The sequence below is a fragment of the Stenotrophomonas sp. CFBP 13725 genome (assembly GCF_014841935.1).
Taxonomy (GTDB): domain Bacteria; phylum Pseudomonadota; class Gammaproteobacteria; order Xanthomonadales; family Xanthomonadaceae; genus Stenotrophomonas.
On the sequence record NZ_JACYUV010000006.1, the window covers coordinates 31,367 to 43,727 of the forward strand.

The 12,361-nt window shown below is 59.6% G+C and carries 11 protein-coding genes; 6 read left to right on the top strand and 5 right to left on the bottom strand.

Going from position 1 to position 12,361, the window contains the following annotated elements; all coding sequences use genetic code 11:
- Positions 1-159: 159 nt before the first annotated feature.
- The 3 genes from IFT65_RS11935 to IFT65_RS11945 all read left to right on the top strand — a co-directional run bounded on the left by IFT65_RS11935 (position 160) and on the right by IFT65_RS11945 (position 3,778).
- Positions 160-1,161, top strand: coding sequence for a GTPase (locus IFT65_RS11935; RefSeq protein WP_192081612.1), 1,002 nt, complete (start codon positions 160-162; stop codon positions 1,159-1,161).
- A gap of 524 nt (positions 1,162-1,685) precedes the next feature.
- On the top strand, positions 1,686-2,600 hold the full coding sequence (locus IFT65_RS11940; RefSeq protein WP_192081613.1) for a hypothetical protein: 915 nt from the start codon (positions 1,686-1,688) through the stop codon (positions 2,598-2,600).
- 665 nt (positions 2,601-3,265) lie between these two features.
- Positions 3,266-3,778: an H-NS family nucleoid-associated regulatory protein gene (locus IFT65_RS11945; RefSeq protein ID WP_192081614.1), complete on the top strand. Its 513-nt coding sequence runs from the start codon at positions 3,266-3,268 to the stop codon at positions 3,776-3,778.
- Between the two features lie 267 nt (positions 3,779-4,045).
- Here the strand turns inward: IFT65_RS11945 and IFT65_RS18490 are convergent, their stop codons facing one another.
- The 5 genes from IFT65_RS18490 to IFT65_RS18725 all read right to left on the bottom strand — a co-directional run bounded on the left by IFT65_RS18490 (position 4,046) and on the right by IFT65_RS18725 (position 10,060).
- Positions 4,046-4,429, bottom strand: a complete 384-nt coding sequence (locus tag IFT65_RS18490; RefSeq protein ID WP_197974111.1) for a hypothetical protein — start codon at positions 4,427-4,429, stop codon at positions 4,046-4,048.
- 698 nt (positions 4,430-5,127) lie between these two features.
- Entirely contained in the window at positions 5,128-5,835 is a 708-nt protein-coding gene (locus IFT65_RS11955; protein ID WP_192081615.1) for a superoxide dismutase, read from the bottom strand.
- Positions 5,836-5,913: 78 nt separating this feature from the next.
- Positions 5,914-7,344: a PepSY domain-containing protein gene (locus IFT65_RS11960; RefSeq protein WP_192081616.1), complete on the bottom strand. Its 1,431-nt coding sequence runs from the start codon at positions 7,342-7,344 to the stop codon at positions 5,914-5,916.
- A 1-nt stretch (position 7,345) separates the two neighbouring features.
- Entirely contained in the window at positions 7,346-9,385 is a 2,040-nt protein-coding gene (locus IFT65_RS11965) for a TonB-dependent receptor (RefSeq protein ID WP_249405143.1), read from the bottom strand.
- Between the two features lie 186 nt (positions 9,386-9,571).
- The gene (locus IFT65_RS18725; RefSeq protein ID WP_342365882.1) at positions 9,572-10,060 is read right to left on the bottom strand and encodes a DUF2946 family protein; all 489 of its coding nucleotides are present in this window, start codon (positions 10,058-10,060) and stop codon (positions 9,572-9,574) included.
- Between the two features lie 247 nt (positions 10,061-10,307).
- Between IFT65_RS18725 and IFT65_RS11970 the strand changes: the two genes are divergently transcribed.
- From IFT65_RS11970 to IFT65_RS11980, 3 genes are all read left to right on the top strand, one after another.
- Complete coding sequence (locus tag IFT65_RS11970) at positions 10,308-10,871, top strand: TetR/AcrR family transcriptional regulator (protein WP_192081617.1); 564 nt, start codon at positions 10,308-10,310, stop codon at positions 10,869-10,871.
- Between the two features lie 104 nt (positions 10,872-10,975).
- Positions 10,976-11,659, top strand: a complete 684-nt coding sequence (locus IFT65_RS11975; protein WP_192081618.1) for a DsbA family oxidoreductase — start codon at positions 10,976-10,978, stop codon at positions 11,657-11,659.
- A 117-nt stretch (positions 11,660-11,776) separates the two neighbouring features.
- Complete coding sequence (locus IFT65_RS11980) at positions 11,777-12,331, top strand: OsmC family protein (RefSeq protein ID WP_070425421.1); 555 nt, start codon at positions 11,777-11,779, stop codon at positions 12,329-12,331.
- Positions 12,332-12,361: the final 30 nt, after the last annotated feature.

Consider the following 12,361-nt stretch of genomic DNA (forward strand, 5'->3'; position numbering starts at 1 on the left):
GATATAGCAGCGATTTGGGCCGAAGGCAGTTGTGCAAGGCCGACGGAACAGTTACCCCCATGCTGCCGCGGAAGCCAAGCGCTTAGGCTCCGGGTTATATGAGGGGTGTTCGCTGCCGATTCGTCGCATCGATGGGGCGATTGATTCTCAGTCTATGAGATGCAGTTGCTGGAAGCTGATGTCAATCCAACAGAAGAAACAGGGGAAGTGATGAAAGACGATGTAGGTAGTGCAGAGAAGCAGGCCGAAGGCGATCTGTTCGAAGCGCTTAAAGGGTTTGGATACGAGCCATCCGATGAACAGGTTCGACAGCTCCGGTCTGCTGTCAGTGGCATCGTAAACGTCAAGCTGAGGGTCGGCGTCTTCGGTCAGACGGGTATGGGCAAATCGTCCCTCTGTAACGCGCTTTTTGGTGCCGAGATATCTAAGGTCGGGCACGGTGGTTCGGTGACTCGCCAGCACAAGGAAGCTGACGTCGATCTGGGCAACGGAAGTGGGATCACGCTCGTGGACTTCCCAGGCCTCGGCGAAGACGAAGATCGTGATGAGGAATACAAGGCGCTCTACAGGCAAGAGATGCCAAAGATGGACCTTATCCTTTGGTTGCTTGCTGTCAACGACCGCAAAAACAAGGACGACATCATTGCTCACGATGAGATCGTGCGACCGCTGGCGAAGGCCAACGCTATCCCTGTGATCTTCGTTGCAAACAAGGCCGACGCAGCGCATCCGCTGGGTGATTGGAATCTGGAGAACAACCGTCCAAGCGCCAGGCAGCAGCGATCCATCGATGCTGCGGTTCGCGGTTCTGAAGACGAGAACGGTAGCTTCAGCAAGGGGTTCGTGCAGAAGTTCTCGGTCGACGCATCTGAGATCTGCGTAGTCTCTGTGGATAAGGGTTACGGGCTCGTGCGGCTCGTCGAGACCATTGTGAGGTCTCTTCCCGCAGAGAAAAAGTTCGGCATCGTGCGAGAAGCGAAGCGGGAAACGGTCTCCGAGGAAGCCAAGAAGGAAGCAAAGGAAGGGCTGTTCGAAACGATCAAACGTGAGGTGACCCGGGTGGTGAAGGAGGCGTTACCCGTTCTTGCCGCCGCTGCCGCGAAAAAGCTGCTCGACTATGGGCTGAAATGGTTGACTAAAAAGCCGAATTTCCGCATCTAACGTTAGTGGGTGGCGCCATGTTCCCCAACGTTCCGCCTTACTTTTTCAAGTGCAGCGACTGCGTGCACAATTTTCAGAGCCGCGTGCCGGCAGGCGTCCGTTGCCCCCCTGTGTAAGTCATTCCGAGTAATGTCGAGCTTGGTTCTGAAGTAAAGGTGCGGGCCCACAGGGCCCGAACCCATCGCTTCAGGGCACGAAGGAGTGATTTTCTTTTGTGGGTCGCCCAGGCTGCACCATCGACGCTCGTGGCGCCGGCTTAAGCTGGGACTGGAAGGAAGAAGATGAGAAGGACGACAGCGTGACTGGGCAACTTCAGGTTGCTATCCAGATGAAGAGGTGCGCCAGCCCATGCTTAGGATCTAGTTCGACGCGTGAACAATGCGCATCCTGCTCACGCAGGTTGGACAGAGACCGCTTCATGCCTGCAGACTCACACCGCAGTCGGAAGCGTCCCGATCTCGACCGGCAAGACTCAGGCGTGCAAATTTTGCTGTGTTAATTCAAGTTGAAGGAACAGGGGACACATGAGGGACGAGATGAAGAAGGCGATGGAGCTGGCGGCTCTGCCCCCTCGTAAGAGGCCGGTTCTGTTGATTGCGGATCGAGATAAACTCGCAGAGATGACCACTAGAGCGGAGATCTATCCTTGGGTTGCAGGCGTTCTGGATGTTTACAAGCAGAAGGTTTGGTGGAACCCCACCGGATATTTAACCGCGGGCTTCTATGAAGCGGGCGAGGATCTTTACACCGAGACGAGTGCGGTGTTGCGCGAAGGCAACACGTCGGAGGAGGTGTTGATAGCAAGGCTTGGAAAAGCTCTCAAGTTCACGATTCCGCCGATCTTGTTGGCGCCGTCCATTGCTGACGATGCCTTTAGGTTTGATCACCTCAAGTCCGTTGAAAACGGGAAGTTCTATCTTTTACATCCAGTCGCTCATGATCATTACGTTTTAGCCGCGGACTATCCGCAGCGAGTTCTTCTTGAAACGCATGCTGCATTCGTCGATCTTGCAGCGTCATTGGGCGCGAAAAGCGTCAAGTTGACTTCTGTCACAACCACGGAATCCGCGAGAGGCGGGGGGCTTAAGCTGCCACTTGAAGAGATCAACGGGGTGCTGGGGATCACGGCGTCTTTTGACAACTCAGGAGGCGGGACCTATTCGCACGAAAAGACGTTCAACAGGCAGGTGTTGGATCCCCACGTTCCCGAAGAGCTGAAGCCTTGGGTTGAAACGGATACGAACCTCAGGTCCATGGCGAACCTTCGCCTTCGTAACGGAATCACCACTGATCGCGTTAGCATCTCCGTTGCGAGCAAGTTCGGCATAGACGCGGAGCTGCTTGCTAAGATCGGAGATAAAGAGGCGGCCGTAAGCGCGGTCTACCGCGCCGCAGCCACTTCTTCGTGGCACTTCGCAGTCGAATACCATCCTCTTTAGCTAAGGATTGCACCCGTGCTCTTGAAAAAGATTTGCCTCGCCACCGTTTTGGAAGGAATCCGGGCTTGGATGGAGCGGACGTAGGCGTGGATCATTTCGAAGGCGTGGTGCTGGACTACCTGCGCGCGGACCGCGCGCTGTTCATCAACGGCCAATGCTGTATCCAGCTCAACGAGGGAAGGAATCCAGACACCAGCGGGCCGCATTGGTATTGCGACGCCCTTGCAGTGAGCTTCAAAGAGCAAGCAGCCTACCTCTGTGAGATCACGTATGCCACCCGAGCGCCGTCCCTGCTAGCGCGCTTGAGGGACTGGGACGAACACTGGCCAGGCTTGCGCGCAGCTCTCTTCCGGGACAGCGGTGTGCCCTTGGCCTGGACGGCAAGGCCTTGGCTGTTTGTTCCGCAAGCTCATGCAGCTCGACTCCGCGCCAGCGTTGAAGCGTTTGCCCACCTACCTAAGCCTCGGATCACCTGTTTGGAAGAAGTGGTCCCTTGGCGATACCGCTCATGGGATCGCGGGCCCTACGTCGACCCGGCCCCATAAGGAGCGCTCCGTGGGGACGTTCGACCGAGCCATTGCTGGGAGCTGCAGAAAGATGAATATCTGTCTCCCAGGCGCGTAATCGGATATAACCAAGGCGTCCTTATCTGACCGAGTATCTCAATGGCCTTCACCACCCTCAAATCGCTCGATGCTGAGATCAAACAGCTGGAAGCCCAGAAAAAGCTTGTCGAGAAGCGCGACGGAGAAGTGCCCAAGGCGCTCGCAGTGCTCCAAAGGTATGCGAAGGTCCTCACTCCCGCGCAGCGGCGGCAGGTCGCCAAACTCATCGGGGAATCAATCGACACCAAGCCCGAGCGCGCGCCCAAGCCGGGCACTGGATCGTTGAAGGGCCGCAAGCTCGGCAAAGTCGCCGCGAAGTATCGGCTTCCCACTGGTGAAACATGGGCAGGCCGTGGCCTGACCCCCAAAGCCTTCACGACGTGGGCCAAATCCGCCGACGGCAAAGCATGGGCCAAGGCCAACCCGGGGGCAAAGTTCCCGGCGGCCGATGGCGCGGTGACCAAATCGCCAACCAAGGCGGTTAGGAAGGTGACCAAGGCGGTCAAGAAGGCGAGCAAGGCCAAGCCGATTCGGAAGCCCGCCAAGAAGGGCACGGCGAAGGCAGCTTCTTAACACATGCACGAAGGCCATGCACGAAGGCCTCGCCGATGCCGGCACCAAGGCGGTGGCTGCTGCGCAAGCGTTGCTTGATGTCGCCAATGGGACGCTCTTGGAACTAGTGGCGTTCCCTACGAGTCGCGCCAGGAGGGTGTCCCATGACGCGCTTGTAGGCGCGACTGAACGCTGCCTGCGACGCGTAGCCCAGACGCTCTGCCACTACTTAGATGGACAGGCTTTGGTGGATCAGCCACTGACTCGCCAACTGCATTCGAAGCTCAGCTATGTATCGCAGGGGCGCGGTTCCAATGGCGGTCTGGCACCGGTCTGCAAAGAGAGGCCGTGAGATGTTAGATTCCGCAGCCAGCGCTTCGACGGTCCAGTCACGCCCAGGGTTTCTGTGCAGGGCAAGCAACGACAGCGATAGTCTACGGTCGCGCATGGCATGACCAGGCCGGATGCGCCGTCGCAACCGCGCTCAACCCAGTCACGGACGATCATGGCGGCGACTGCATCCGCCAGCCGGGCGAGTATGCCCGCAAAGCCATTACGTCCGAAGCACACCTTGCGCTTCATCGCGTTGACCATCGGCAACAGCCCAATGAACTGAGCGGCGTTGCCATCGGCCAACATCACCGCCGGCATCACCTTGCTCAACCCTTGCATGCCCCCAGATCGAACACCATGCATCCGTGGAAGAGCACGGCGCTTGGCACGGCATGGTCGCTCGGTCACGTGTCTATCCCGTTCACGGTGCCGCCTAGTGGAGCGGCATCTATCGTTTCCAGGCACTGGACGGGATGGTCCTTGGGTTGCACGTGCGGTGCCGGATCAGGCCGAGAGTGCCGGCGGGATGGTGGTCGCTGCTGTGCAGTCCTCCATCGCAGCGGGCGCCGCCTTGGGCGGTCTCGTGTTTGGGCTGGGCGGTATCGTTGCAGTCCTCACCGTGGCTGCGGCGGTGATGCTCCTCGCCAGGCTGCACATTTCGTTGAGGATCAGGGTGAGCTCGCCGACGTTGTCGGAAGGTGCGGCGTTTCACATCTAGTTGTCATCGGCTATGAGCGGCTGCGTGAACCAATCCTAGCGCCAAGCACCAAGCAAACCAGCGGGCTAAGGAAAAATGAGGGGCACTGGCATGTGAGCATTGCCGGCTCGTATCAACCTTCGAAAAGTTGTGGGCCGACCTTGGGCGGCCCTGTTTTATGCGCTCGGATCTTTGGGCCTCCCGCGTGCGTTTTATCTAACGCGAGCATGAGACGGCTGATTCTTGGTCCCGCTGATTGAATGGACCACCAGTCCCCAGCGATGCACGATCTCCGAAAGGGCAAGCTACCTCACTGACTTCGCGGGACTGTGCTTCACCGTCAGCGCTTGCCAGTGGCCGCGTCATAGCGCGCGTTGACCTGGTTCCAGCTGACCACTGGCCACCATGCCTCGATGTAGTCGGCGCGTTTGTTCTGGTAGTGCAGGTAGTAAGCGTGCTCCCAGACATCCAACGCCAGCAGCGGCGTGCCACGTTCGGTGACCACGTCCATCAGCGGATTATCCTGGTTGGGTGTGGTGGTGATGGCGAGCGAGCCATCCGGCTTGAGGATGAGCCAGGCCCAGCCCGAGCCGAATACTCTAGTCGCCGCTTCGGCGAACTTGGTCTGAAACGCTTCCTGGGAGCCGAAGGTCTGCACGAGTTTGGCTTGCAGCACCGGGGACGGGCTGCCGCCTCTACCCACCGGGGCCATCAACGTCCAGAACAGACTGTGGTTGTAATGACCGCCGGCGTTGTTGCGCACCGCGGCGCCATACCGCGACACGCTGGCTTGGATATCTTCCAACGAAGTCGTGGCCAAGGCGGGGTAGTCCTTTACCTTGGCGTTGAGGTTGTTCACGTAGGCCCTGTGATGCCCATTGTGGTGGATGTCCATCGTCCGCGCGTCGATCGCCGGTTCCAAGGCGTTGTTGGCGTAAGGCAGCTCGGGCAACGAGAATGGAGCATTCTTCGACCCATTAGCCGAAGCCAGGTTGGCAGTGAGCAACAGGGTCGTCGCGAACAGCGAGGTGAGGGCGATTCGTCTCATCAATCATTCCTCCAAGCATTAGGAGCTGTGCTCCCGGAATACCCGTAATCCGGGTGATAGAAAGGCCCGCAGTCCGCATCAGTTCAGGGGTCTACTTGGAACGCGCCGGCCGCAGTTAACAACGAAATCAACGACCCCGACTAGTAGCAGCGAAAGCCCTACCAACGGGAACAGAAAGCCGCCCACGCACAGCAGCGCGAACACGATGGTCACGGTCCGCCGTTCCTTCGGTAGTGGTGGCACTCCAGTTCCGCCAAGCGGCCGGCGCTTCCACCACATCACTGCGCCGCTGATGCACAGAAGCGCGATGCCAACGCAGGCAAGGATCAACAACAGGCGATTGAACGTGCCGTACTCCTGACCCAAGTGCACGTTGATGCCCCATTCGAGCCCGCGCCCCAACGCGCCGTAATCGGCATAGCCCATGTCCAGCAGCACCTGGCCGCTGTACTGGTCCAGGTGCACCACCCGCTGGTCGGCCAGTTCTTCTGGGTAAACCGAGGCGGTGTACACGCCCGTCGGGCCACGCGGCAGCGACACGCTATAGCCAGGTGCGAGCGCAAGCGCAGTGAACCGCTGCACGGCTGCGTCGATGCCGATGGCGCCCAGCTGGGGTGACAGGTCGCCGAGTGCACCAGCCCCGTGTGCTTCGTGCCCGGTATGTTTGTCGGCAGGGCCGTGCCGATCGTGTGGCGGGGCCGACACCGGCAGCTGCACCTGTTCCATTGACCAGGTGGGTGCGGTGGTATCGGCTAGGCGTTGCTGGGACATTGGCACCTGCACCCGCACGCCGGCAGGGTAGCCATAGTCCCGCCCGTTGGCCCATGCGTTGACCTGCTTGCCCCATATCACCGACCACGGCATACCGGTCATTGCAAGAAACAGCAGCACTAGTCCGACCCAGATGCCTGTCACCGCGTGCAGGTCGCGCCAGAACAGTCGCTGGGCCGGCCGGCCACGCACGGTAGTAATCCCACCCTTTTGCCCCCGTGGCCACCACAGGTAGACGCCAGTAAGCACAAGCAGGATGGACCAGCCAGCGGCGATCTCGATCAATGCGCTGGCGTAGTCGCCTAGGAGATCGAGACTGTGCAACCGCCGCACGATGCCCGAGAACGTGCCCTTCTCCGGCAAGTGCCCAAGCACTCGTGCCGAACTGGGATCGACGTAATAGACCTCGCGCCGCCCGTCAGGTTCCAGCGTTCCGATCGCGACGCTACCATCGCCGCGCTCTGGCATGGTATATCGGAACGCTGTCCCGGCGGTGGCAGCGGTTACCGCGGCGATATGGGCGCTGGGGAGTGCAGGCGCACCCTGAGACGTCCCTGCCACCTTCAAGTCGCGGTGCACCCAGCGGTCGATGGGCTTTTGGTAGAGATAGACGGCGCCCGTCAGTGCCAGCCAGACGATGAAAGGCAGCACGAACAGCCCCGCATAGAAGTGCCACCGCCACACCGCGGGATAGAAACGCCGTCGTTCCGGCTGGCGTGCAGTTGGGGTGGCGTCCATGTCAGAGTTCCCGAGTCCAGCTCAGGTAAACCGCGCGGCCATCGCTTGGTGAGTATCCGGAAGAGCCGCTGTCGTACCAGGCATATACATAAAATCGGTCCGTGGCATTTTTCAGCTGCAAGGCAAGGCTGTTTCGCTCATCCAGACGGTAAGTTGCGCTCAGGTTCAACAGGGCGTAGCCGCCGTAGCGGCCTAGTGTATTGGTGCGCTCAACGAAGTAGTCACCTTGGCCATTGCCCCAAGCACTGAAAGCCCAGTCGGCGTTGGGCGCATATTCCAAGCCTGCGCTGGCCAGCCAATTCGGCACGTTCTCGATCTGTCGACCACGGGTCTGCGGCGAACCCGGGTCCGGTGCCTCAATCACAGCCTTCTGCCGCGAGTAGGAAGCCCAAGCGCGCCACTGCTCATTTGCCTGCCATGTCACCTGGGCATCCCAGCCACGGCGAAGGGTTTCACCCACGTTGCTAACTTCATTGCTGCCCACTGCCCCGTTGACGCCAAGGACGGTTGCCACTTCGTCCGATGCGCGCTGTTCCCAGTAGGCCAAGCGGGCCTGTAGGCCTTGTACGGGAGTCCACTTGAGGCCGGTTTCCCAGCCTTCGTTGATCGAGGGGGACAGGTTGCCGCTCTGAGCGCGGTAGGCGCCATTGCCACTGCCGATCTGGAATGTGCGGCCCCAGTTGGCATACGCGATCGTGGTCGCTCCTAGGTCATAGGACGCGCTCAACTTAGGCTGTTTGATCAGACCGTAGCCATAGACCGGCGCACGTGTGGCGGCAGCCACGTTGAGGAAGTCGCCGTAGATTCGGTCCACGCGGTAGGCTGGCACGATCTTTAGTGCGTCGATCGGCCTGATCACGGCCTGCACGTAAGCGCCGCGGGTGTCGAGGTCAAAATCCCAATCGCGTAGCGTAGCTTGGCGTTCGCGCACGACGGTGCGATAGCGACGAGCCTTATTGTCCTGCCATTGTCCATCTACGCCTGCGTCCAGCACGAACTCGGCAAGGGTCGTGGTAGGGCGCCAAGTGGTGTTGAGGATAAGCCCACGGTGGGTTTCGTCGTTGAAGCGCTCCTGCTGCGCGCCGCCAGCGGTAAAGGTTACCCAGCGCTGATTGCGGTAGTCATTCTGGTAGGCCTTTGCGTTCCAGCTCCAGTCAGTGCCTAGCGTGCCGTCGAGATGCAACGCGGTCTGGACTGTCTCCCGTTCGCTGCGATCATCGCGGGCGTAATCGGGCGACTGCTTCGGATTGGCCCGCGCTTCCAAGTAGCTGAGGTAGCCGGCTTCCAGTGCGGTGTTCTTGTAATACCGGCTGGTGAGGCCAGCGCGCCATTGGCCGTCTGGGTCGGCATAGAACCACTTGCCGGCGAAGCTGCGCTGCGTGCCATTCGCGTGGTCGCGCTCACCGTCCGTGCCACGCCAACCAACGAAGTAGTTCTGCGACCAGGCACCAGTCTCAAATGCCTTCGCCAGTTGAATATCTTCGGTGCCGAAGCTGCCTACGGTCACGCTAAGCTGGCCATCGTTGCCGCCTCGGCGGGTGAGTACGTTAACGTCACCGGCGATAGCGTGCAGGCCGTACCGCGCGTCGTTGGTCCCGCGCACGATCTCCATCGCGCTGATATCCAGTGGGAAAACTGCATCCAGGTAAGGCATGCCGCCTGCGTTGTCGTTGCTTGGGATGCCATCAATCAGCAGCTTGACCGCATTGATGCGACCTTCGCCATTGAAACCGCGGAAAGAAAAGCGGCCGGCATCGGAGCCCATCTTGAATTGGGTGACCTGCACACCCGGTGCGTTCATTAGCAGCTCCCAGCTATGGTCGACCTTCTGCTGTTGCAGCAGATCGCCACCAATGATGTCCACAGAGGTGAATACGGAACGCGCTGAGAGCTCGCGTTCGGCAGTGGAGCGCGCCTGCACGGTGCCCAGGGTTAGCACGGTTCCGTCCTGAGCAGCTGCCAGTGATGGAGCTAGCGCGGTGCAGGCGATTGCGGCCACGATGGCTTCGGTAAGCAGGCGTGTAGAGAGAAGTTTTTTCATTTTCCACAACATCAATATGCCGCGGCCAGAGGAGGGCCGAGACAAGCAGAAGAGCCGGCGTTTGAGCCGGGTGTCAGTAGGAGAGGGCAGCTTCCAGGTCCGCGTCTATTTGCCCCAGGTCTATTGGGGAGCGAGAAAGACGTGCACTACCTAAAAGGCGCATTGCGCCTCAGGTCGCGGGCTGGATCAGCAGGTGAGGTCAGACGGTGGGCCGCGGGCCCCAAGCGTGCCCGGAGCACGGATGCGCCGTCTATCGACCAAGCCGAACAGGGCGCGGAAGACCGCCGACCAGATGGCCATCGCCAAGAGCAGCGCCACGAGCAGGCTGATCATCCGCGCAGCGATCAGACAGTATTCGCAGTCCACGCCCATCTCGTGCTCGGCATGTGGGTCAGCTGACTTCTGCGATGGTGTTGTGTCAAAAGCTGCTGTATCCGAAGACTCCGACACCATTGGCATGGCGTGGTGAATGCCATGCCCCATGTGATGCGAATCAGCCGCCTTGGGTGCGATTGGTTCTACGTACGAATGATGCCTTGCACGTGTATCCGGTGCGTGTGTCGCACCGAGCGCCGGGTGCGCAATCGCCCGGCTAATCAATGGAGCGACAACCAATAGCAGCATCGATAGGCATGCCAAGGTGTGGGTCCAGCGGTGGAGGGCAAGGGGGCGCACAGCCCCGATACTAAGGGATGCGAAGAGGACGCAGGCGCTAGCTGCCGCCAAATTGAGTCTCCGCGACTATTTGTCGCACTTGCTTCCCTCTCTCACAATTCCACGCTGCACGGCTGTCTGTGGGTCGCACCAGGGCACACAAAAGCGGCGCGTCGTGGTGCCGAGTATGGGACACGCATGCAACTGTTGACTACCTACCAGGAGGTAGGTAAAGTGCGGTTTAGAGATTGGAACCTGAGGAGAACTGATGGCCCTTGGCACACGCGAAGCACTGATTAGGACTGCTGAGCAGCTGATGCGTACACGCGGCTACTCCGCGTTTAGCTACGCGGATCTTTCAGAGTCGGTGGGCATCCGAAAGGCAAGCATCCATCATCACTTTCCGACGAAGGAGGATCTAGGCAAGGCACTCGTGGAGGAGTACATCGAGCGCGTTCGAGTCGAACTGGGGCGGATTGAGATGCAGCACGGGCATGTCATCGGCCGCCTCGAAGCCTTCCTCCACATCTTCAGGTCGAGCGCCGACGGCGGTCTCCTCCCGCTTTGCGGCGCCCTAGCTGCCGAAATGTCGGCATTACCGCTGAGTTTGCAGCAGCTAACGCAACGCTTCTTCGGCATGCAGTTGAGCTGGCTCTCCAGAGCGCTAGAGCAAGGCATCGAGCGAAACGAGGTTCCCGAAGGCAGCGGAGCCAAGCACAAAGCGTTCCTGCTGTTGAGCATCCTGGAGGGGTCTTGCTTTATCAACTGGGCGACCAAGGACGAAGATCCGTTGAGCGCTAGCGTTGTACGGCTCATCGTAGAGAACGCCTGAAACGCCTACTGCTCTTCTCTCGTAGAGGGGAGCAGGTTTCTTTTTGTTAAAGAAACCTACCTACTACAAGGTACGTAGGTGTCAGCATATCAATGGAGATGGCAATGAAAACAGTGATGGCGGAAGTCTGGTCGGACTTCGTTTGCCCATGGTGCTGGGTTGCAAAGAAGCGGTTCGAGAAGGCAGTCAATTCGTTGGCCGGCCAGGTTCAGGTCGTAGTAACCAACAAAGCCTATCGACTCGCCAAGGGAATGAGGCCGATGGACTACAAGACCGCACTGCATCAGAAGTTGGGCGGTGCAGCCGGCGCTAATCGGATGATGGCCGCGGTTAGCACCAACGGGCTCCTTGAAGGCTTGGTCTACAACTTCGACACCATGCTTTTCGGAGACACGAGCGCTGCTCACGCATTGATCAAGAGCATTAGCTCGCCCGAGGTAGCCGAACTGATAGCCGAGCGTATCTACAAGGCGGCGACCACAGACGGGCTCAACATTTTCGACCAGGACGTGCTGGCGTCGCTGGCCAAAGAGGTGGGTGTGACCGATACCCTCTTTGAGTTCGATTCGGCACGCGTCTCCACCGAGATCGACCGCGATGAGCTGGAAGCGAGCCGCATCGCCAACGGTGTTCCTTTGTTCCTATTCAACGGCAAGGTCTTTGTCTCCGGCGCGCAGGAAGCAAACGTGTTCGAGCGGGCAATTCTGGATGCGGCACGAGAGATGCCCGAAGCGATGAGCGGCGCAAGCGAAGGCGAGAGCTGCGGTATCGACGGCTGCACGCGCTGATCAACCGGGTGCTTCGGCAGCCTATCCACCCATGTATCCCAATCAAGCCGCGCCCTCGGGCGCTCGGCAGATCCCTCGCGCGTAGCGCGCATTTAGAGTTTAGAAAGGAACTATAAAATGTCCAACAAGCCCAATGGCATCGACGTCGCCGCTCTCCAGCATTTTGCGAAAGGTGTCTCTGAAGATGCATCCAAGCGCAATGCCCGCTTCAACGTGAAGACAAAGTGGCATGGACAGACCCGCTCGGTTGCGACGGTTAACCACTACTCCATGGCTGGCGTGAAGCACGAGCGCCACTTCGAGATTGCAGCGGATGAGCCGACCGAACTGCTCGGTCAGAACTCGGCTCCCAATCCGCAGGAGCTGCTCATGGCAGCCCTCAATGCCTGCTTGACCGTGGGCTACGTCGTCAACGCCGCAGCCATGGGCATCACGGTGCACAGCTTGGAAATCGAGACCGACGGCGAGCTGGACCTGCGCGGGTTCCTCGGTCTGGATGACAGCGTGAACCCCGGCTACGACGAAGTCAGCTACGTGGTTCGCCTGCACGCGGATGCCTCGCGCGAGCGTCTGGAAGAGCTGCACCAGGTTGTGACGAAGACCTCGGTGAACCGCGCCAACTTCTCCAAGGCCATTCGCATGGTTTCCACACTGGAAGTTCTGGAGGACTAAGCCCTCCGGAGAGCCTTTTCCCTCCCCCAC